This window comes from Natrinema sp. H-ect4, from assembly GCF_041894845.1.
Classification (GTDB): domain Archaea; phylum Halobacteriota; class Halobacteria; order Halobacteriales; family Natrialbaceae; genus Natrinema.
In genome coordinates this window covers 1-21,571 of the sequence record NZ_JBHDYC010000013.1, presented here as the reverse complement: position 1 = coordinate 21,571, position 21,571 = coordinate 1, and the positions used below count along the sequence as shown (strand labels likewise).

The following is a 21,571-nucleotide window of genomic DNA, read 5'->3' as shown; positions in this document are numbered from 1 at the left end:
GACTGCGAGTGGTCCGCACACCTCCCACCAGAAGTATTGCCACCGTGTGAATGGCTATGTGTTCGTTTCACTATATCAATAACCACAGAACATACGATGGAAAATAATATTGTAATACCAACGGACGGTAGCGAATACGCCGAAAAAGCAGCCGTTGCTGGCTTTGATATCGCCACGAAGATGGATGCCACCGTCCACGCACTCGCCGTCGGTGACATCGACCGCTCGGAGGTGTCGGCCGTGGGCGGAGCACCACCGCGAACGAAAGAAGACGTGACTGAAATCGCGGCCGAGTGGGCAGAGGAACTCACCGCCGACGCCGAAGCCAACGGACTCGAGGCGGAGGCGGTCGTCCGAACCGGCACTCCTGCGGACGAAATCGTCGACTACGCGACGGAGATCGACGCCGACATAATCGTCATCGGTACGGCCGGTCGAAGCGGGTTCGAGAAACGGATTCTCGGAAGCGTTACCGACAAAGTCGTCAGAACGGCCCCGCTCCCGGTCGTGACCGTCCGACCCGACGGGACCGTCGACGCCGCCTGAAACGGTCTGCGACACCTGTGTCCCGGCACACTCGCGACCCGCCAAGCGGACGCGCCGGAACTGACTGATGTAGTCCGTCTGAGCGATCGATCACCTGACGACGGTCCGTGGAGGTCGGAACGTTCGTAGCTCCTGTTCGTCGACATCGTCGAATCAGTTCGGTTCTGAGAAAGGTATGCCCCGTCGATACAGCTCTCCCCGCCCGCCGGGATCGCGTCAGGTAACTGATCGACTCCGTATTCCGGAGATCTCTCGGTCAGGACCGAGGGGCAATCGCTCTCACCGTCACGCTCGATGGCCCGGTGACATCCTCCCCGCCGTAAACGGCGGAGCTTCCCGTACCGCAGGTGGGATATTTGCCGGTCTACGACAGGACCTGTTCTCTCGTGCGAAACGTCCCGCTCTCGCGGTCGAACAGGTATGTCGATGGCTGTGTCGTTCGAAAGGCGCATAGCGCCTTTCGTGATGACGAGAGACCTCCGGTCTCTCGAACCACCACACAGCCGTTACTCCTATCCTCGCCGTGAGGACTCGGAGTTATCTTCTGGCGCATATTTTCCGCCCCGTTACAATCCGCGTTCCCGACCAACTCGCACGACGAGCAGACGTACAGGCCACGTTCGACACGGTTCGACTTCGTGTCGTCACCACATCGTGAGCAGGTCTTACTAGTGTCCCACTCGTTCTCTTTCAGCACCTCAACGCCACAGATCTCGCCTTTGTATTCGAGGTACTGGTAGATGCGGTCGAACGCCCACGAGTGCAACTTCTTATTGCCAGTTTTTCCCCAGTCTGACTCACGTACGTCTTCAGGCCAACTCACCGCGAGCGTTCCAACACCGCGTTCAACACACTCGGTGATGATGGTGTCCGTGAGGACGTGGTAGAAGTGGGTTTCACGGTCTGCGAGTTTTTGACGTGCCCACATCGACTTCTCTGAGGGGCCGTTCTCACCCTCAGTATCGTACTCTGATCGGGTGAAATAGTGCTTGTCCTGTTTGAGCGAGTTACCGGGGAACAGGACATATTCGTCGGGGAAGGCGATCGTTGCAATGTTCTTGATGCCGAGGTCGATACCCGCCAATTCGTCGCCTGCGGAGTCGGTAGTTTCGAGTTCGACTTTACAGACGAAGTGTAGTTCCCACTCATTGCCGTTCCAGACGGCGCGAACGTTCTGCGCCCGGTTGACTTCTGAGAGGTCAACGTCCGGGCGAGTCTGGTACTCGCAGAGGATGAAATCCGACCACGATTCTTTGAGGTTCGACCCTTTACTGAGTCGGACACGGTTGTTTTCGGGGTCGTGCTTGAAGCCGTCTGCTTTGAACGTCACAGTGCTTCGGGGTCGGGTGTCGCCGTGTTTGCGGTAGCCGGGCGGATTCGCCTTCGGGTCTTTGTGTCGCAGGTCGAACCACGACTGAAAAGCGTCAGAAAGTTCTTCGATGACTTTCTGACTGGATTGGGCATTCAAGTCTTTCCAGCACTCGCGGTTCTTCATATACGATTTCAGCGTTCCCTCATCTGGAATTTTACCGGTTGCGTCCCAGATACGGTCGGCTGTCCATCGTGCGACATTCCAAATTTTCGAGGCGGAGTCTCCGAGCGAATCGAGGCCGTCGCAAACCTGACGCTGGTTCTGAATGGAACCAACGTAGGTGCGAGTGACCTCAATCACCATACATAGCCTATGTAGACGAATCGACTTAATGGTGTGTATCACCGTTGAATATCCGGACTGCTATCGGCGGTAGTTGGCGTCAGAGTTGTCGGATTCACTCCCGGCGTAAACGACGGGATTCTATCCTCGTAGAAAGATAGCCGACGGTTTCACCCCCTTCTCGACGTGGTTACCTATCGGAACCGCTCTGAGAGCGTCTCAGGGGGATGGGAGACGACCTGCCGACCGAAATCGTATTTCATACCGAGCAAGCCGCCGAGGGTCACGGATACGGCGATGATCGATATCAACATATTCAGTAGCAGCCAATCGACGGAAACCCCGTACAGCGCGAGGTCGAACGGGGCAAAGGGACGGACGCCGCCGCTCAGGGAATCGAGGAGAATGTGCGAGCCAAATCCGATGGCGGCGGCCCGCCAAGGGCCAAACGCGGCGAGGAGGATGGTGAGAGCGATTCCGGCCAGCAGCGAGTGGGTCAATCCCCGATGCATCCACAGCGCCCCCTCGAGGTAGCCGAGTTCGATCAGCGGCCGAAAGACGAACGTATCGATGTCGGGGACGGCCGCCGCGAGCGCCGTGACGAGGTACGGTTCTGCCCGTTCGGATCGGAAGAGCAATACGACCAGTGCCAGACTGATCAAAATGTGGACCCCGGTCGCAACCATGTGAGTGGCTATCATGGGGTGCAAACGCATAAACGGCACTGTCAGTACCGGACAGTGATCAGCGGGACGGACTATCCGAATTTGCCGGTAATGTAGTCCTCGACGCGGTCGTGTTCGGGATTCTCGAAGATCTTGTCCGTGTCGTCGAACTCGACGAGTTCGCCGCCGGTCAGGAAGACCGCCGTCTTATCCGAGATGCGAGCCGCCTGCTGCATGTTGTGCGTGACGATGATGACCGTGTACTCCTCGGCGAGATCCTCGATCAGGTCCTCGATCTTCGAGGTCGCGACCGGGTCCAGCGCCGAGGCCGGCTCATCCATCAGTATCACGTCCGGATCAGGGGCGATCGCTCGAGCGATACACAGCCGCTGTTGCTGGCCACCCGAGAGTTCCAGGCCGCTCGAGTCGAGTTGGTCTTTCACCTCGTCCCAGAGTGCGGCCCGACGGAGGGCGTTCTCAACGATCTCGTCGTAATCTCCCTCGATTCCCTGAACGTTCAGACCGTAGGTGACGTTGTCGTAGATACTCTTGGGGAATGGGTTCGGCGCCTGAAACACCATGCCGATCTTGCGTCGAAGGACGACCGGATCGACGTCGTCGTCGTAGACGTTCTTCCCTTCGAATAGCAACTCTCCGTCGATCCGTGCGGCATCGACGAGGTCGTTCATCCGGTTGATACACCGCAGGAAGGTTGATTTGCCACAGCCGGACGGGCCGATGATCGCCGTGACCTGTTCGGCCGGAATTTCGATGTCGACCGACTGCAACGCCTGGACGTCGTCGTAGAATACATCGAGATCCTGCGATTCGATCACCGTTCGAGAAGCACCCCCGGATCGGCTTGACCTGTCGTCGGTGTTGATCGACGAATCGACGAGGGGGTCGGCCGTCGATCCCTCGAGATCGTTACTCGCGAGGCTCTCGCGCCCCCCATCGGTCGCTTTACTGTCGTTGTCCGAGTCGGTCATTGGATCTTGTGTCATGAGTCAGTCCCTGCGTTGATACTTGTTGCGGATAATGATGGCAGCGCCGTTCATCATAAGCAGAACGACCAGCAGCGTCATCACGCCAGCCGCGAGGACGCCGTGTTGGAATGCGGGGTCGATCTCGCTCGACCAGGTGTAGATCTGGCGAGGCATCGCGCTGAACTTGTTCGTGAACGAGTCCGGTGCAATTCGAACGACGGCCGGAGCACCGATGATGAGTAGGGGCGCCGTCTCACCGATCGCCCGGCCCATCGCGAGGATGTTGCCCGTCATGACTCCCGGAAGCGCCTCTGGCAGGACGACGTTCCGAGTCGTCTGCCACTTGGTGGCACCCATGCCGTACGAGGCCTGCCGCATCGAGTCGGGGACGGCACTGATCGCCTCCTGCGAGGAGATGATGACGATCGGGAGGATCAGTAGTCCGACGGTAAACCCACCGACGAGTGCCGTCCCGGACCCGAATCCACCCTGACGAATGAACAGTGCAAGGCCGAGAACCCCGTAGACGACCGACGGGACGCCGGCGAGGTTACCGATGTTGATCTCGATCAGGTCGACAACTCGACCCCATCGGCCCCGTTCCGGAGCGTACTCCTCCAGATAGATCGCCGCGCCGACGCCGACTGGAAACGCGGAGACGACTATGACGAGCAACATCATCACTGAACCGACCAGCGGCGGGTAGAAGCCGGCGTCTTCGGGCGTCCTCGAGGACGGATTCGTGAGGAAACCCCAGTCGAGCCACGGAGTCGGACCGGCGAATCCGAGCGCGTCGGCGAGGAGGAACCCCGCGAGGAGACCGACGACGACGACGAGCGGGAACGCAAGCCCGGAGACGCCGGCCCCGCGGCGGACGACGCTCTCGAGGTAAAGTCCAACGGGGACGGCAGTGATCGTCACGAGCAGCATCCAGACGAACGGACTGATGCCGACGACGGGGGCGGCTCCGATCCCCGCGGCCGCTCCAACGAGGACTAGAGCACCGGCGATCGCACCTTCACGGCCGCTCTCGCGCCGTTTACGGACGTACCAACCGACGGCAAGGGAGACGGGCACGACGAACGAGCCCAGCAACGTGAGCGACTGGGTCGGTAACATTGGAAGCGAGAGGATGAGATCCGGAATCAGGTAGAGCGTGAGGGCCGGAACGGCGATCAGAACAGCGAGCCGTTCGAGGTCGGCCCCCGTACGAACGCGACTGTGCGCGTAGACGATCAGAGCGGCGACGGCGAGAGCGAGGAGAATCGAGAGCCACTGGTAGACGCTGACGACGTGTTCGAATATGATGAACGCGCCGCCGGTGAGCAAAAGCGAGACGATCGGCAATCCGAGTGCAATGGTCGCAGTCTCGCCGCCCCTCGTATCGCGCGTATAGTAGTAGCCCATCGCTCCCAGTACAGGTACTAATACTGTCGCGGCAAACGTCAGGAGCCAGCCAGGGTCTGCCGAGAACGGCTGGAACGCATCGTTTGCGACGTACAGGAGGAGCACGAAGACGGACAACAGGGCCAACAGGGTCGCGCCGAGGCAGATAGCCTTGAACATCTGGCCGCGGACGCGACTGACCGCTTCGTTCGTTCCGTACCACGTCTCGGTCGATTGATCGGTTGCCATTATCGATCCACCTCGGTCGCGTCGACGATTACAGTCATTGGTACTCCTCCTGATAGCGTGCTGCGACGTAATCGCTCGCGAGATTCATCGCGAACGTGATGACGAACAGAGTCAGCCCGAGCGCGAACATGCTGAGATACGTCGCCGAGCCGCCGGTCGCGTCGCTCGTTACGGCGTTGACCATCCCCGCTGTCATCGGCTGACCCGAACTGAGCAGGTTGTTGAGCGGGTTCGAGAAGTCGAACATCCGCGGTCGCAGCCCGGCAGCCATGACGACGATCATGGTCTCGCCGATCGCTCGCGAAAGCGCGAGAATAAACGACGAGAAGATCCCCGAGACGGCCGCCGGAATCACGATCCCGGTCGATACCTCGTACTTCGTCGCCCCCATCCCGTAGCCGGCCTGGCGGAGCGAGTCCGGCACGGAGCTCATCGCGTCCTCTGAGAGCGACGACACCATCGGAATGATCATGATCCCGACCATAATTGACGCGCTCAACAGATTGAACGTGCTGACCGGAATTCCAATCGCCTGAAGCGCGGGTGTCAGATAGACGAGTGCAAGATAGCCGTATACGACCGTCGGGATCCCGGCGAGGACTTCTAGCGCCGGTTTCAAGACAGATCGCATGCGGGCGCTCGCGTACTCGCTAAGGTAGACCGCCGCCGCGACGCCGACCGGAACCGAAATGATCGCCGACACTGCGGTAATAATCAGCGTCGCAGTCACGAGCGGCCAGACGCCGAACGTACCGCCGTCAGAGCGAGCGATCCACTCCGTCCCGGTAAAGAACGCGACCGGAGAGACTCGGCTGAAAAACGTGATCGCGTCCGTTGCGAGCGTAATGATAATACTCGCCGTGACGAGCACCGTCAACGCCGCACAGCCGAATAAAAGCCACTTGTAGACGCGTTCTCTGACGACTTGACTCGAAGACGATCTCGTCAAATCGACGTCCATTGATCGCTCACTCATTGATAGGGGATAGTTGTATCTCCACCGTGAATCGTTCGGTTCGGCTCGCTCAGTTCACCGTGCTCTCGAGCGTCTCGAGGTTCGACTCTACTTGGTCTTCGTTTGCGGGAACGTAGCCGACATCGGTGATGGTGTCGGTCGACGACTGCTCGATATAGAACTCGACGAAGTCGTAGACCGGATCCCGCTCGAGAGACTCTGCGCTGGCGTAAATGAACAGCGGCCGCGCCAGAGGATAGGACCCGTCGCTGGCCGCGTCCAGGCTCGGCTCGGTGCACTCCCCGTCTTCGCTTTCCTTGATCTCGACCGCCTTGAGATCGTCTTCGTTCTCCCGATAGTACGCGTACCCGAAGTAGCCGATCGCGTTTTGGGTCGTGGAGATACCCTGAATGAGTTCGTTGTCGTTTTCCGTGTTCTCGTACTGTTCGACGTGACTGCCGGCGTCCCCGATGACGTTCTCGTTGAACCAGTCGAACGTTCCCGATGTGGTCGCCGGGCCGAAGCGTTCGATCTGTTCATCGGGCCACTCGGAGTTGACGTCGGCCCACGTCTCCGCCCCATTTTGGGACCAGATCTGGGTGAGCTCGTCGTAGGAGAGACAGTCGACCGGGGAGTCATTATGGACGGCGACGGTTAGCGCGTCGGCACCGATTTGGAACTCGACCGGTTCGACCCCCTCTTCACTACAGTCCTGCTCTTCCTCGTCCTGAATCCGTCGAGATGCACCATTGATGTCGGAGTTGCCAGGACAGAAGTTATTGCTGAATCCGCCACCGGTCCCGGTCGAGTCGGTAGTGACGTTGACGCCGTCGTTTTCGTCCATGAACGCTTCGGCAAGCGTGTCGGAAATCGGAAACACCGTACTGCTCCCGGTGACGATGACGCGCTCGTTGTCCCCGTTGCCGGTATTTTCGGTACAGCCGGCAAGCGAGAGCGCGCCCACCGCGCCCGTCGCCGCCAGAACCTTTCGTCGAGAAACCGATCGAGCCGAACGGTCCGTATCAGTCATCACGTGAACGTTCGGGTGTATATAGAAATACGATGCTATGTTAGCTATATAGATCTAAATACTCAGATGTAGCTGCTATCTGTCCGGAGGCGGAAATAGATACGTCCACTAAAGCGCCTTAGCGACCATATTTCGACGACAAGCGATGAAAATACGTTCACGGCATATTACATGGATAACTGTGTCGGAAGGGAGCTATAGATTTCGCAGAACTATAGTATCGGCCCAATCGGGCGAAGCAACCGACCGTCGGCCTAATTCAGAGAGGTGGATGACGGTCCCACCGAGAACACGGCCGTTTCACTATTGGTCGTCTCCGCTTCAAACCATCACCCGTTCCGACCGCCCCGCGCCGGACGACCGTCGACCACTAGTACCGATAGAACAGATAGAACCGGTTCGCCGCCATCGGAAGTCGGTTCCGTTCGGATCGTCGGCTTGCTCGCCAAGAACCTCCTCGAGCGTCAGCAGATTCGAACGGTTCGGCGAGCGAGTTCGAATCAATAGCCCGACGGTTCCCGCGCTAGCCGAGTAATTCCTCGTTGCTCTCGAGCGCGTACAGCGTCCGGGCGGCCACGTTCACCGCGTGATCGCCGACCCGCTCGAGGTCGCGAACGATCACGAACGTCCGCGAGACGTCGGCGAGCACGTCCGCGACTGGCGGGCCGCTGGCGTCGTCCCCGACTCGCCACTCCTCGTTCGTCTCGCCCCCGGCGCGGAGATCGATGAGGGTCCGCACGACGCGCTCGGCGACGCTGGCACAGCGGGCGTCCAGTTCGTCGTCGCGCTTTGCGACCGCAACACAGCCGTCCGCGTCGTCCGTGACGAACGCCTCGATCGCCCGCTCGAGTTGCTCGAGCGCGAGCGCGGCGATCCGTTCGAAGTCGACGTCCGGAAGCGTCGGGGCGGATCCGGTCGACTCCAGCGTGTACTCGGCCAGGTTGGTCGCGAGATCGCCGACCCGCTCGAGGTCGGTGACGATCTTGAACGCGGCGACGACGAATCGGAGGTCGCCGGCGACCGGTTGCTCGAGCGCCAGTAGCTCGAGACAGTCGCCTTCGATCTCGCGGGAGCGACGGTTGACGGCCGGGTCGCCCGCGATAACGTCACGCGCGAGTTCTCGATCGCCGGTAAACAGTGCATTGAGCCCGTCTGCGAGCTGCTCGCGGATGAGGTCGCCCAGCGCGACGACCGCCTCGCGGAGGCGCTCGAGGCGTTTCTGGTAGTCCTCGCGGGCCATCACCCGAACTTGCCGGTGATGTAATCTTCGACGCGCTGGCTACGCGGGTCCTCGAACACCTGATCGGTATCGCCGTACTCCACGAGTTCCCCACCGGTGAGGAAGACGGCGGTCTGGTCGGAGATGCGGGCGGCCTGTTGCATGTTGTGCGTGACGATAACGACCGTGTACTCCTCGGCGAGGTCCTCGATGAGATCCTCGATCTTGGCGGTGGCGATCGGGTCGAGCGCCGAGGCCGGCTCGTCCATCAGAATGATTTCGGGATCAACGGCGAGACATCTGGCGATGCACAGCCGCTGTTGCTGGCCGCCGGAAAGTCCCAGCGCGTTGTCGTCAAGGCGGTCTTCGACCTCGTCCCAGAGGGCGGCGTCGCGAAGGCACCGCTCGACTAACTCGTCTTCTCTGTCCTTGTCGTCGCGTCCGAGTAACCGGGGGACCAACCCGCGATCGATGTCGCCGTGTTTTCGCGGGCCGTAGGCGACGTTCTCTCGAATCGACTTTGGGAACGGGTTCGGGTGCTGGAACACCATGCCGATGCGCTTCCGCAGTTCGACGAGGTTGGCCCCATCGGCGTAAATGTTCTGCTCGCTGAGGGTGACATCGCCCTCGATACGAGCGGCTTTGATCCGATCGTTCATTCGGTTGAGACACCGAAGGAACGTGGATTTCCCACAGCCCGAGGGGCCGATGAGCGCCGTAACGCTCTTTTCGGGAATGTCAATCGAGATATCTTTGAGTGCGTGATCGTCCCCGTACCAGACGTTCAGGTCCTCGACCGACAGGACCGGGTCACCGGGGAACGAATGCTCGCGCCATTCCGCTTTCGTACGCTCGTTGCTTTCACCGGTCGTCGTTTCGTCGCTCGACGGAGTTCGGTCGGAATCGGTTCGATTCGCTGCCGTGGTGGTGACGCTTGATTCTGTCATTGGTGTAGTTTCCTCCTGAAGTACCGTCGGCTCGCGATTCCCATCGCGAAGAACGCGAGGACGACGCCGAGCAAGACGAGCGCCGTCCCCCAGCCGAAGGACTCTTCGGCGCCGACGCCGGCGGTGATGACCGCGTACAGCTGATAGGGGAGCGCGCTCGCTCGCTCGAGCAGTGCGGGGTTAGAGACGTGGACGAACGGCGGCTGGAGGCTGACCCGAACCATAAAACTGGAGAGGATACCGGGTGACCTGGTCGGGAAGTTCGGCCCGTTCAGGACGAGCAACAGGGGTGCGGTTTCGCCGGCGATTCGACCGACACCGAGGATAACCCCGGTGATGACCCCCGGCATCGATGCGGGGACGACGACGCTTCTGATCGTTTCCCACTTCGAAACGCCGAGTGCGGCGCTCGCGTCACGGTACTCGTCGGGGACGCTCTTCATGGCTTCCCGACTCGTGATGAGCACGAGCGGGAGCAGCATGAATCCGAGCACCAACTGGCTGGCGAAAACGGAGGGGGTACCGCCGAACCGCGGAACGAGGAACGCGAGGCCGAACAGACCGAAGACGATGCTGGGTGTGCTCCAGAGTCCGTTCGTGGCGATGTCGACCGCACGGGTGAAGAGGCTATCCTCTGCGTACTCGGTCAGGAAGACGGCAGCACCGACTGCCAGCGGGACGGCGAAGACGACGGCTCCGAGGACGATCCAGATCGTCCCCACCATCGCCGGCATTACGCCTTTCTGGATGCCGAGACCCTGCGATGGGTTCATCACGAAGGGCCAGTCGACGGCCCCGCTGGCGGCGATACCGACAGTGCCGCCGACCGAGTCGCCCGTGGCGATGGCGTGGAGACAGCAGACGACGAACGTCACCGCTGCGATGCTCGCGGTCCACGTCAGCGGCGGGATCCACGACGGGAGAGCACGTCCAGTAAATCGCGCTCCCCAAGTCGCGACGAGAGTTATCACCGAAACGCCGCCCACGACAATCGCGACTATCGGGACGATCCCGATTCCGCCGATCTCGAGGGTCGTTCCGACGAGGAACTCAACCAGGACGATGGCACCCGTGACACCCAGCACGATGTGAAGAGCTCGGATGACGGGGTGACCTGCCTTCATATCCGGAGGCCACGAGCCACCCGACCGGCGAAGCACGTCCAGAAAGACGAGGCCGGCGACGAGTCCCGGCAGCGCACCGACGACGGCCGTCGGTTCGATCGTGACCGCGTATCCCGAAATGGTGTACTTCGTTGCGATCGCAGACGCGAGAACGACGCCGACGAGTCCGATGATGCTCGCCGCGGCGAGAGAGACGAACGAGACGAGGGTCTCGGTGCCGTCCGCGGTCGCCGGATTGACGTGTCCGTACCGGACCGATAAGACGAGTACCGCCGCAAGGAGGAACAGCACCGTCCCGGCACTGATTGCGAGGTTCTCGAGTACGACCAGTATCCCCCGCTCGAAAACGAACGCGAGGAGGAACAAGAGCACCGAGATCGTGAGCAGCACGACCAGCGAGATCAGCAGGAAAGCGCCGTTCTGTCTGCCGCGCGTTCCGAACCCCGCGTAGGCGGTCGCGCTCGACTGACCAGTGAGGATGCTCCCGACCAACGTCAACAGGGGGATCGCGAGCTGGCCGGGAACGATGGCATCGAACGCCGCTGGTTGCCACGTCCACGTCGGAGATATCACGCCGGTCAGAACGAGCACGCCGACGAAACTGACGAAGGTCGCGGCGGGGACCGTCGCGCCGAGGTCCTCGCGGGCGGTGATCGTGAGGTAAGCGACGAGCAGCCCCACGAACGCGGCGACGAGCCATCCGAGTGCGCCAAGTCCCAGCGTGTTGCCGGCGACGAAGGCAGCGGTGATCGTCCAGAGGATCGCCTGGCTGCCGACCGTGCTGAGACCGGGTGAACGGTCGGGAGTCGTTCGAACGCCGCTCCACCGCGAAAACGCACCGAGCGCTCCGGTCGCCACTCCCAGGACGAGCAGCGCACCGCCGAAGTAGATCGCCGTCGACACGCCGCTTACCGTCCCGTCGACCGCGACCCACTCGAACAGCGCACCGATGCTGAGCGCGAAGATCACGAACGAGCCGATAACGACACCGATCGCCATCCGTTCGTAGACCGTTCCGCCGGTCTCGACGAGTCGGACCTCGTACGCGTCGCTCATTGGCCGCCCTCCAGTTTGCGATGCATTCGTTGCTCGATGAGTGCAGAGGCGATACCAAGCCCAGTTACGATGACCATCAGGACGACGCCTGCTGCGAACAGTGCATTCCAGAACAGCTGTCCGGGCGTCACGTGCCCGTAGCTGGAGGCGATAAACGTCGTCAACGTTTCCGTGCTATCGAAGACGTTGTACAGTTCGGGCTGGGGCAACCGACGGCTGTGCGAGATCATGACCGTCGCAGCCATGGTCTCGCCGATCGCCCGCCCGATCCCTAGCAGGACGGCCGCAGACACTCCCGAAAAGGCGGTCGGGATCGAGACGCTCTTCATCGTCTGCCATTCCGTCGCACCCATCGCTATCGAGCCGTCTTTCATCGGCTCCGGGACTGCCGACAACGCATCTTCGGCGACGGAGATGACCGTCGGAAGCGCCATGAAGCCGATCACGAGACCGATGGCGAACAGCGCACCGGGATTGATCGAGAGCAAATTGCCGACGTACGGGTTGATGATCGTAAACCCGATGAATCCGTAGACGATCGACGGAATACCAGCCAACAGCTCGATAGCCGGCTTGACGATTTCTCGCAGCCACTCCGGTGCGATATCGCTGATAAACAGCGCGCCCGCGACGCCGAACGGGGCCGCGACCAGAATCGCGGTGGCCGTCGTGAGAAGCGTCCCCCAGAGCATCGGGACGAGTGAGAACTGCCCCTGCGAGGTACTCCACTCGTTCGATCCGAACGGCCATATGAGGTCGAGGCCGGCGTGGCGAAACGCCGGGAGCGCCTCGAGGACCAGAAACGCCGCGATGAGCCCGAGCGTAGAGAGCGTTGCAGCCGTCATCAGGAAGGTCACGACCTTCGCCGTCAGCGCCTGTCGGGTGATCCAACCGGCGCCGACGGCCAGCAGGAAGCCGTACAGGAACGTGACCGTCCACGCCGACTGGACGATGAAACCGACGAACGCCCCGATGATCAGCAGTATCTGTGCCGTCGCAAGGAGCAGACTCGGCCGGTCCAGTTCCATCGCCGTTCGAACTAGCGACTGCGTTCGGCGCGACGTCTGCGACGCCGCTTGCGACATCGTCGTGCGTATATTTAACATATCAAACATGGTGCCGTGTGGTTCTCGACTGGGAGACAGTCAGGCCGGACGAGAGCCGGGTGACGCGAGTCGGAAGCGTGGCTCAGGCCTGGTCCGCCAGCTTTCCTCGTTCCTCCTCGCGGCGCTCCGGCGGGAGTTTGAAGTAGTTGTTCGGTTCGACGAAGTTCTGCTGCCCGAACTCCGAGAGGATCATGTTGAGGAAGGCGCTCTCGCGATTGTCGGTATCCTCGTAGGTGTAGCAGTGAAGGTCGCGGCTGAGCGGATACTCCTTCGCACCGAGGTTCGTACCGTACTCGTAGAGGGTGCCATCCAGCTCGAGGCCGATCGGCGGGGTCGCGCCGTCCGGTTCGACGAACGCGAGCGCGATGTAGGCGATCGCGTTGTCATTTTGCTCGACGAGGGTCGCGACCTGCTGGTTCTGCCCTTTCCGGGTGTCGGGTTCGATCGGCTCCTCGGGGTCACCGTAGAGGTTGGCACGGAACGCGGTGTCAGTCCCGGAGTCCTCCGCGCGGCCGATGGCGTAAATCTCCTTGTCCGGGCCGCCGACCTCGCTCCAGTTCGTTATCTCCTGTTTGTAGATTGCGCGGAGTTCGTCGCCGGTAATCTGCGTGACGCCTGCTTCGTAGATTTCTCGGCTCACGACGATCGGCTGGCCGTCGACGGCGACGACGTGGTCGACGATGTTGTCCAGTTCCTCGCTGTCGGATCCGAGGATGGATTCGGCCGTCGAACTCGCGTCACCGATATCGACGCGCTCGTTGATAACGCCCTCGACACCCGTCCCGGAGTGGCTCAACGCGACCTGTGTCGAAAACGGCGGAACGCTACGCTCACCGGTCGGTTCGAAGCCGTAGAGGCCCGCCCAGTAGTCAGCGAGGTTTTCGTCCGTATCGATGTCGTACTGTCCCGGACCCCAGTACTCCTCGTCGTCGGCCGGCGGGTTCCCGTTCCAGAGCGAATCGGCGTCGTTGGTGATCGGGTAAACGGTCGACGATCCGTCGGCCGTTAGCGGTTTGATGCTATCGTCTTCGCCTGCACTTCCGAGGCACCCAGCGGCCGCCATCGTTCCGATAGCGCCGGTCGCCACAATGAACTTCCGTCGCGATACCCCGTCAGCAGAGCGTCCGAACTGGTTGTCTGCCATCACGTGTGAGATTCGAGAGGGTATAAAAATAGGATGCTATGAGCCATATATATGGATCAGTGCCCACATAGTTCTATATAGTCCTAATGGAGTAAAATATCGCTCGAGCGGCCGGTCTCCCGAGTCGGCTCCTCGGCGAGTACACGTCTCGTTCGATCCGCCGCGAACGCCCCGACGAATCGCTACACTGACTTGCGGCCGGCGGTAACGGTCGAGGTATGGTTTCGCTGCAGGGGATTGCAGTCGCGGTGGTCGGGTTCGCTGTCGCCCTCGGATGTGCCGGCGTCGTCTACCGGGATGCGATTCGGCTCGAGATCTCGAGGCCCGCGCTCTGGGCGGGGATCGTGTTCGCCACCTGTGGCGGCGCGCTGGCCCTCTATCTCGCTCCGCCGGACGTGCCGATCCCCGGTCTGCTCGTGATTGTCGTCGGGGGCCCGGCGCTCTACCTGTTCGAACGCGACGACACCAGACACGGCGACGAGCCGCCCGATCCCCACTCGCTGCCGGAGGGGCCAGGCGGTGAGTCCTCGAGCGAGCGACAGCGCGACGAGTAGGCGGTCGTCGGGACGAATCGCTCGGAACACCACACGTCTTTTGACTGCGCCCGTCCAACGGCCGACAACATGAGCGACTCCGCGAACCCCGGGGCCGACGGCGCGAGCGCCGACGCCGACAGCGGCGACGGCGACGACGGCGGGCCGGCACAGGTCTCGAGCCCGGACTACCACAGCGAGAATCACACGGCTGCCCAGACCTGCGGCTGGACGGCCAACGCCCTGCGCGGCGAGGGGAAGTGTTACAAGAACATCTTCTACGGCATCGAGTCACACCGCTGTATCCAGATGACGCCGGTCGTCCGGTGTAACGAGCGCTGCGTCTTCTGCTGGCGCGACCACAAGGGCCACTCCTACGAGATGGACGACGTCCAGTGGGACGACCCCGAGGCAGTCGTCGACGCCTCGATCACACTCCAGAAAAAACTGCTCTCGGGTTTTGGCGGCAACGAGGAGGTCCCTCGAGAGGTGTTCGACCAGGCGATGGAGCCCCGTCACGTCGCGATTTCGCTGGACGGCGAACCGACGCTCTACCCCTACCTGCCCGAACTCATCGAGGCCTTCCACGACCGCGACATCACCACCTTCCTCGTCTCGAACGGCACCCGCCCCGAGATGCTTCGTGACTGCGATCCCACGCAACTGTACGTCAGCGTCGACGCCCCCGAACGCCACACCTTCGATCAGGTCGTCGGCGCGATGGAAGAGGACGCCTGGGAGAAACTCCTCGAGACGATGGACGTCCTCGCGGACAAAGACGAGACCCGGACGGTGCTCCGGACGACGCTCGTCAAGGGCGAGAACATGCGCAATCCGGACTGGTACGCCGGCTTCTACCAGCAGGCAGACCCCGACTTCATCGAACTGAAGGCGTACATGCACGTCGGCCACTCGAGAGGGCGACTCGACCGCTCGGCGATGCCCGAGCACGAGGAGGTCATCGAGTTCGCCGAGGATGTACGGGAGTACATGCCCGGATTCGACGAGGTCATGGGAGTGCCGGCCTCCCGCGTCGCGCTCCTCTCGCAGACCTCGGACACGTGGGTCCCGAAGCTCCAGAAGGACAGCGAGTTCTGGGAGCGGGATCCGGTCACCGGCGACTGAGACGGGTTGCTGGCACTGTGTCCCGCGGTGCAACCCGCACGGCGAGTCGCCGGTGGGCCGGAACTGACGAGACGGAGTCGGTATGAGGCGATCTGCGGGCCCGATTTCCCCCTTCCGATTCGGTTCAGGACCGGAGGCGGCCGTTCCGCCGTCCGTCCCGCCATCGGCGAGAACGTTTAATAGTCGACTTTCACAACGTCAGCAGGTGACGCTTCGATCGTTTATCGACGAGGTTGGCCCCCCGAACCAGACGATCGCGGTTATCAGCGACGACGCGATGGGCCCCCTCAAGTCGATGCTCGACGAGACGTTCGCGGACCAGCCGATCGCCGTCGAGAGCGGACTCGAAACCGATGACGTCGCCGACCCGCCGCCGGCAGTGGCCGAGACGCTCGAGGCAGATGGCGACACGGCCGTCCTGCTCGAGGACGGACAACCGATCGTGGCCTCCTCGATGCTCGAACTGTACGACTCGCTGCTCGCGATCAACTCCGATCTATTCGTTACTGGCACGCGTGGCATCGGCGAAATCGAGTTCCCCGACGTTCTGGCGGGCCTCAAGAACACGCAACTTCGGCTTCGCGGCTATCCGCTCGCACACAAGGAGAAACTGCTGTTGATCATCGTCTCGCGATACATCGAGCAGCGGGCCTGGAAGGCGGGCAGTGGGACGCTTCGGAGTGCGTTTCAACGACTCTCGCGCATCGACGACGAGATCGGGACCGCCGAGGTCTACACCGAACTGGCGGCGACGGACGTCGAGACGCACGTCTACGGCGTCGATGCCGGTACGACGGTCGACCTGGATCTGACCGTCCACACCGGAACGGATACGGAGTACCGGGACGCCTGGTTCGTCGTCTACGAACCGGGCAGTTCCGCGGCTCACGCGGACGGTGAGGCGAGCCGGCCATTGGCATTGCTCTGTCTCGAAACCGAGCCACGCATCTGGGACGGGTTCTGGACTGGCGACCCGACACAGGTCGCAGCGATCAGCGACTATATCGCCGAGAACCTGTAACAACGTCCAACCACCATGAGCGGGCCGGGATCTACAACTCGAGTCGCGAACTGCGGACGACGCCTCTGATCGTCACGCGGAGCTTCCGGCTGATGGCCGTTAGCGTAACGCCGTACACCGCCGCACCCAGTGCGACGACCGCGAGAAGCTGATACCAGTGGTCGATCGGGACGGCGCGCTCGGCGGCGACGACGACGACGAACATCACCGCGCCGGCCGCGAACTGCTCGCCGAGCGTCCGGGGAAACAGGACGACCGACGAGAGCTCCCGTTTGACGACGACAGCCGAGAGGGCGTACCGGAGCGTCTCGGCGACGGCCGTCGCGACCACGACGCCGATCGCGCCGTAGGCGAGCGTCAGCGCGACGCCGAGAGCCACGTTGATCGCCAGCGTCAGGGCCGAGACGCGCGTGTTGATGTCCGGTCGATCGATCCCGTAGATCACGCTCGTGAGCACGCCGGCCTGGGTCTTCGCGATCTGGTACGCCGCGAGACCGACGAGGAGCCCCGCGGCCGCGGCGTAGTCGGGACCGAAGAACGTCACCACGAGCTGTTCGGACATCGCGACGGCACCGAAGAACATCGGGATCGCGAAAATGCTCGTAAACGAGAGCGTGTTCGAGACGTCCGTTCCGAGCTCCTCGTCCTTACTATGGCGGTGGCTCACGCGAGCCATCAGCCCGCTCGAGGCGGCCATCGTCACGAACGTCGCCGGCACCGTGAGTTTGAGCGCGACCTCGTACCGTCCGGCGGCAGCGGGCGCGAGCAGATAGCCCAGCAGGATGATGTCGAAGCGGTCGTAGGCCTGTCCGAGAAACGAGTTCGGAATGCTGTACCTGGCGTACGACCAGAGGTTCGACACGGTCGCCCGGCTCGGCGCGACCGGCCGCGTTCGGACGTAGTACCAGAGGACCGGCACCGTCAGGAACGTCGCCGCGGCCAGCCCGTAGGCCATGCCCGCAGCGCCGAACCCGAGGACGATCAGGCCAAACTGGAGCGGGAAGGTGAGCAGCGACCGGAGCGTATCGGTCCACATTGAGGCCCCGACTCGGCCGCGCGCCTGCACGATCAGATCGAGCGGTTCGAAGAGCGTGACCGCGAACAGCAAGACGACGAACAATACCGGCGCGTCGGGGAGGCCCGTGTAAGAGGCGAGCCAGCTCGAGGCGACGGCGGCGGCTGCGATGGCCAGCGCCATCCACACCAGCGTGAACAGCCCCTGGCTGCCGATCAGCTCCCCCGACGGGGCGTCGGCCTCCGAATACCGCTTTTTGACCGCCGTTCCCCAGCCGTTGACCGCTCGGTCGGCGATCTTCACCAGCGAAAAGAGGAGGTAGTAGCCGCCGAATCCGGTCGGTCCGAGCGCTCGAGCGAAGACGATCGTTCCGATGAACCCGATCGCGGCCATCGTGAACTTCGCGGCCGTCGCCTTGATCGTCTCGCCCCCGAGGCTGACCGATGTCGCGTCGCTCATGGCTGTACTGAGACGACAGTCACAGATACCCCAGATCTTCGAGTTGTGATTCGAGCCCGGAGAGATCCGCCTCGCCGAGGGCGTCTCGCGTCTCCAGGTCGGCGATCAATCCCTCGAGGTCCGACTCGAGGACCGCCGGGTCGCAGTCGCCGAGTAGCTCGGTCCCGAACGGGCCCTCGAAGTAGTAGCAGTCGGCCGTCGCGATGCCGTGGCGCTCGCGATCGACGGGCGCGATGTCGTAGCCGTCCTCCTCGAGTGCGAACGCTCGTCGCTTCGAGATGCCGTGGTACTCGAGGAGCGCGTTCGTCCGGGGCTCCGTCGCGATTGGGTCGCTCGAGAGCAGCGGCCGGAACGAAACGCCGCGGCGGTGGTCGGACTCGATGCCGGCGAGGTCGAGCACCGTCGCGTAGACGTCGAGCAGGTTCACGAGGGCGTCTCGCGTCGCTCGCCCCGCGCCGTCCGCGTTCGGGGTTCGATCGTCGGGGTTCGGTCCGGGCGCGGAGACGACCAGCGGAATCTTCGTCACGGGCGGGTGGAGCCCGCCGCCGTGTTGCCACGCACCGTACTCCCCGAGCGCCTCGCCGTGGTCGGCGAGCGTCACGACGTACTCGAACTCGGCGGCGAGTTCCCGGTAGATCTCTCGATACACGTCCGAGAGGTACCGGACGGCGTCGTCGTATGCAGTCCTGATCCGGTCCGGATCGGCCGACGGCTCCCGGAGCGTGGCCTTTACGCTGTCGAAGTGGGGCGACTCCTCGTCCGGATAGGTGCGGTACTCGTCGGGCGGATCGTACGGCAGGTGGGCCTCCATGAGGTTCGCGAAGAGGAACTCGGAGTCGTGGTTCCACGAGCTATCGCGGACGTACTCGCGGAACTCGGCCGCGCCGTCGTCGGGGTGGCGGCCCGTGAGTCCCATATCTCGGAGCTTCATCAGGGCGCCCTGCTTCAGCGACTGAGTCGTATCGCAGTCGTCGTCGACGCAGCGCCAGAGCGCCCGGAGGTAGCGCTCGGGGCCGTCGGAGCGGTGTTCGGCGATGAACTCGTCCCAGTCGAAGACGTCCTCGCCGAGGCCGCGGAGCCGCCAGCCGCCGTCGAACTCGTCGAACCCGTGGTGCCAGCCCAGTTGCTCCGAGATATTGACGTTACAGCTGAATGCCCGCGTGCGATACCCCCGATGCTGCAACAGTTCAGGAAGACGCGTGGTCTCTCGATCGAACTCCTGCGATTTGATCGTCACGCCGGCCTCGACCGCGTAGCGACCGGTAAACAGCGAGGCGTGGGCCGGGGCCGTCCAGTGGGTCGTGCTCCACGCGTTCGTGAACTGCACGCCCGGCAGCCACTCGAAGTGCTCGTCGAACGAATCCGCGCGAAGCGTGTCGAGCACGACGAGGGCGATGGATGGCTCGTCTCCCATAGTCGCGGTTCCGTTCATCGTTCCATACCTCCGGTAAAGAACCTACTCCCGGCAATGGAACCGGCCGCCGGAGGGCGTCGAATCCCGGTCACGGCTCCGCTCACAGGACCGTTGCGATTCCCTCCTCGAGCGCGTCGACCTGCGCGTCCTTCTCGCGCTCGAGTTCGTCCATATCGAACCGGACCGGCTCGCTCGTGACGTCGCCGTCGATCGGGACCCGGTCGAACAGGTTCGCTCGAGGGGTATCAAAGTAGAACTGGGCTCGGTTGCCGTAGGTCAGGGCGGGCAGACAGGCGTGGATCCGGTCCGACCGCACCACGTCCGCGTTGGCGTAGAGGAAGAGGTAATCGGTCACGAGATCGGAGACGAAGACGTTCTCCGCCTCGAACAGCGGCGTCTCGAGGCCGACCAGTTCCCGCGCTCGCTCGCCGACCGGGAAGTGATACGGTTCGTCGAAGGGAGCGTGATCAGGCCGAATGATCGTCGACGCCGACGAACCGTCGACGTCGGGTTCCTCGAGTTTGTCGAACGTGTGGACGTCGAACTCACGGTTCGATTCGGGGGGCTGGTGACTGTCGCCCAGGAACAGCGAACAGTCGATGCCGTCGTACAGGTACTCGACGAGGTCGCCGTACTCCTCGTAGGCAGTTCGATCCCGCGTGAGCAGGACATCGATATCGAGCGCGTCGAAGACGGCCTCGACGTATTTCCGCTCGTCCTCGTCGTACTCCTCACCTCCCCCGCCGATGACGACGATCGGAATGCCTCGCTCCCTGAGTTGCCGGAGCGTGTCGTAGTACTTCCGAAAGGTCGGTCGAGAGAGCACGCAGCCCGGCAGGACGGCCAGGTCGGCGTCGATCAGTTCGCTGACGTTCACCGTATTCTGCCGGATCGGGTGCGTCGGCGACTCGTAGCTATCTCGATCGTATCCCGTCATCCGCGCGAGCTTTCGGGTGCCGCCCCACAGCGCCGCGGTGTCCGCCGCGTGGTTGGGATAGCCGCCCGTTTCGACGATTTCCGCGTCCGGAAACGCCCGCTCGAGCATTGCCCTCGCCCCGTAGTCGATGAAGCCGTTCCCGATGTTCGTCGTCCAGGTTCGCAGAAGCAGGATTCGCATTGCGGGTTGCTCCACCGGAATCGGTGATAATTATGCAGCTACTACGGCCCGTGAACGGTCCGTTTCGATCCTGGATACCCGTTCCGAACACCCCATCGGTACAGTATCAGTCGAGGTAGCCGAGTTCGCGCAGGCGGTCGGTCGGCATGTCGATCCCCTCGTCGCCGCCGGACGCGCTCGCTCCGGATTCCGCCGCGCGTTCCTCCACCCATCGCCGCACGTCGTACACCGACTCCGGAGCGGTCTCGGTCGTGGAACTCGCGTACGCGCGCCAGGAGTGACTCGCCGGCTTCTCGCCTGCGTCGGGCGGATAGAACGCGGCGCGCATCCCGTGATCGCTGACGACGAGGAGGTCGTCGTCCTCGCCGAGAGCGGCGACGATCTCCTCGACGTACTCGCCGACGCGATCGTAGGCGCGACCCAGCGCGGCTTCGTCGTCGGCGTAGGCGTGGCCCGCCGCATCGAGCGTGTGGACGTGGACCCCGGCGATCGAGACCGGGTGCTCGAGCATCTCGCGGGCCCAGCCGAACTGCTGGGCGCAGAGGCCGAACAGTTCGCGCTCGAACTCGTGGCGGGGCATCCCCTCCGCCACGGCGTTCATCAGGTCCCAGGCGCGCTGAAGCGGCCGTCCGTCGTGGACGCCCGGCCAGTTGTGGACGACCGCGTCGTCGGCGTCGAACATCGACTCGCGATCCGTCTCACCGATTCGCTCGCGGTTGCCGGTCCGCGACCGGACGAGTTTGCCGAGCGTTCCCCTCGTCGACTCATCGAGGCGACCGGTGAACGACGACGCGAGGTCGAGCGCGGGATTCTCCCACTC

Annotated in this window: 19 protein-coding genes; 4 read left to right on the top strand and 15 right to left on the bottom strand. The window is 62.8% G+C overall.

Annotated elements, in window-relative coordinates; translation table 11 throughout:
* Positions 1 to 96: 96 nt before the first annotated feature.
* On the top strand, positions 97 to 546 hold the full coding sequence (locus ACEWFR_RS16510) for a universal stress protein (protein ID WP_374062084.1): 450 nt from the start codon (positions 97 to 99) through the stop codon (positions 544 to 546).
* Positions 547 to 910: 364 nt separating this feature from the next.
* On the opposite strand, the gene ACEWFR_RS16505 is transcribed toward ACEWFR_RS16510, so the two are convergent.
* From ACEWFR_RS16505 to ACEWFR_RS16455, 11 genes are all read right to left on the bottom strand, one after another.
* Positions 911 to 2,221, bottom strand: coding sequence for an RNA-guided endonuclease InsQ/TnpB family protein (locus ACEWFR_RS16505; RefSeq protein WP_374062083.1), 1,311 nt, complete (start codon positions 2,219 to 2,221; stop codon positions 911 to 913).
* Between the two features lie 173 nt (positions 2,222 to 2,394).
* A complete protein-coding gene (locus ACEWFR_RS16500; protein ID WP_374062082.1) occupies positions 2,395 to 2,886 on the bottom strand; it encodes a metal-dependent hydrolase in 492 nt (163 codons plus the stop codon).
* 71 nt (positions 2,887 to 2,957) lie between these two features.
* Positions 2,958 to 3,869 (bottom strand): phosphate ABC transporter ATP-binding protein PstB, encoded by a 912-nt coding sequence (gene pstB, locus ACEWFR_RS16495; protein ID WP_374062081.1) that lies wholly within the window; start codon positions 3,867 to 3,869, stop codon positions 2,958 to 2,960.
* A 3-nt stretch (positions 3,870 to 3,872) separates the two neighbouring features.
* Positions 3,873 to 5,486, bottom strand: a complete 1,614-nt coding sequence (gene pstA, locus ACEWFR_RS16490; RefSeq protein WP_374062080.1) for a phosphate ABC transporter permease PstA — start codon at positions 5,484 to 5,486, stop codon at positions 3,873 to 3,875.
* 34 nt (positions 5,487 to 5,520) lie between these two features.
* Entirely contained in the window at positions 5,521 to 6,462 is a 942-nt protein-coding gene (pstC, locus tag ACEWFR_RS16485; protein WP_374062079.1) for a phosphate ABC transporter permease subunit PstC, read from the bottom strand.
* Positions 6,463 to 6,511: 49 nt separating this feature from the next.
* Positions 6,512 to 7,471, bottom strand: coding sequence for a phosphate ABC transporter substrate-binding protein PstS family protein (locus tag ACEWFR_RS16480; protein WP_374062078.1), 960 nt, complete (start codon positions 7,469 to 7,471; stop codon positions 6,512 to 6,514).
* Between the two features lie 523 nt (positions 7,472 to 7,994).
* Positions 7,995 to 8,711, bottom strand: coding sequence for a phosphate signaling complex protein PhoU (gene phoU / locus ACEWFR_RS16475; protein WP_374062077.1), 717 nt, complete (start codon positions 8,709 to 8,711; stop codon positions 7,995 to 7,997).
* Positions 8,711 to 9,637: a phosphate ABC transporter ATP-binding protein PstB gene (pstB, locus tag ACEWFR_RS16470; protein WP_374062076.1), complete on the bottom strand. Its 927-nt coding sequence runs from the start codon at positions 9,635 to 9,637 to the stop codon at positions 8,711 to 8,713. Before pstB (ACEWFR_RS16470) ends, phoU begins: the two co-directional genes overlap by 1 nt.
* Complete coding sequence (gene pstA / locus ACEWFR_RS16465) at positions 9,634 to 11,817, bottom strand: phosphate ABC transporter permease PstA (RefSeq protein ID WP_374062075.1); 2,184 nt, start codon at positions 11,815 to 11,817, stop codon at positions 9,634 to 9,636. The genes pstB (ACEWFR_RS16470) and pstA (ACEWFR_RS16465) overlap by 4 nt, the downstream gene beginning before the upstream one ends.
* Positions 11,814 to 12,902: a phosphate ABC transporter permease subunit PstC gene (gene pstC, locus ACEWFR_RS16460; protein ID WP_374062074.1), complete on the bottom strand. Its 1,089-nt coding sequence runs from the start codon at positions 12,900 to 12,902 to the stop codon at positions 11,814 to 11,816. Before pstC (ACEWFR_RS16460) ends, pstA (ACEWFR_RS16465) begins: the two co-directional genes overlap by 4 nt.
* A gap of 103 nt (positions 12,903 to 13,005) precedes the next feature.
* Positions 13,006 to 14,067 (bottom strand): PstS family phosphate ABC transporter substrate-binding protein, encoded by a 1,062-nt coding sequence (locus tag ACEWFR_RS16455; protein ID WP_374062073.1) that lies wholly within the window; start codon positions 14,065 to 14,067, stop codon positions 13,006 to 13,008.
* Positions 14,068 to 14,285: 218 nt separating this feature from the next.
* Between ACEWFR_RS16455 and ACEWFR_RS16450 the strand changes: the two genes are divergently transcribed.
* The 3 genes from ACEWFR_RS16450 (at position 14,286) to ACEWFR_RS16440 (ending at position 16,746) form a co-directional block, all read left to right on the top strand.
* Positions 14,286 to 14,621 carry a hypothetical protein gene (locus ACEWFR_RS16450; RefSeq protein WP_374062072.1) on the top strand — a complete coding sequence of 112 codons (336 nt, stop codon included), beginning with the start codon at positions 14,286 to 14,288 and terminating at the stop codon, positions 14,619 to 14,621.
* A gap of 69 nt (positions 14,622 to 14,690) precedes the next feature.
* The gene (gene twy1 / locus ACEWFR_RS16445) at positions 14,691 to 15,725 is read left to right on the top strand and encodes a 4-demethylwyosine synthase TYW1 (RefSeq protein ID WP_374062071.1); all 1,035 of its coding nucleotides are present in this window, start codon (positions 14,691 to 14,693) and stop codon (positions 15,723 to 15,725) included.
* Positions 15,726 to 15,930: 205 nt separating this feature from the next.
* A complete protein-coding gene (locus ACEWFR_RS16440) occupies positions 15,931 to 16,746 on the top strand; it encodes a histidine kinase (protein ID WP_374062070.1) in 816 nt (271 codons plus the stop codon).
* Between the two features lie 31 nt (positions 16,747 to 16,777).
* Here the strand turns inward: ACEWFR_RS16440 and ACEWFR_RS16435 are convergent, their stop codons facing one another.
* The 4 genes from ACEWFR_RS16435 to ACEWFR_RS16420 all read right to left on the bottom strand — a co-directional run.
* Positions 16,778 to 18,220: an oligosaccharide flippase family protein gene (locus tag ACEWFR_RS16435; RefSeq protein ID WP_374062069.1), complete on the bottom strand. Its 1,443-nt coding sequence runs from the start codon at positions 18,218 to 18,220 to the stop codon at positions 16,778 to 16,780.
* Positions 18,221 to 18,239: 19 nt separating this feature from the next.
* Positions 18,240 to 19,652, bottom strand: a complete 1,413-nt coding sequence (locus ACEWFR_RS16430) for a sulfatase-like hydrolase/transferase (protein WP_374062068.1) — start codon at positions 19,650 to 19,652, stop codon at positions 18,240 to 18,242.
* Positions 19,653 to 19,734: 82 nt separating this feature from the next.
* Positions 19,735 to 20,751, bottom strand: coding sequence for a polysaccharide pyruvyl transferase family protein (locus tag ACEWFR_RS16425; RefSeq protein WP_374062067.1), 1,017 nt, complete (start codon positions 20,749 to 20,751; stop codon positions 19,735 to 19,737).
* A 106-nt stretch (positions 20,752 to 20,857) separates the two neighbouring features.
* A partial coding sequence (locus tag ACEWFR_RS16420; protein WP_374062066.1) for an alkaline phosphatase family protein occupies positions 20,858 to 21,571 on the bottom strand: 714 nt, incomplete at its 5' end.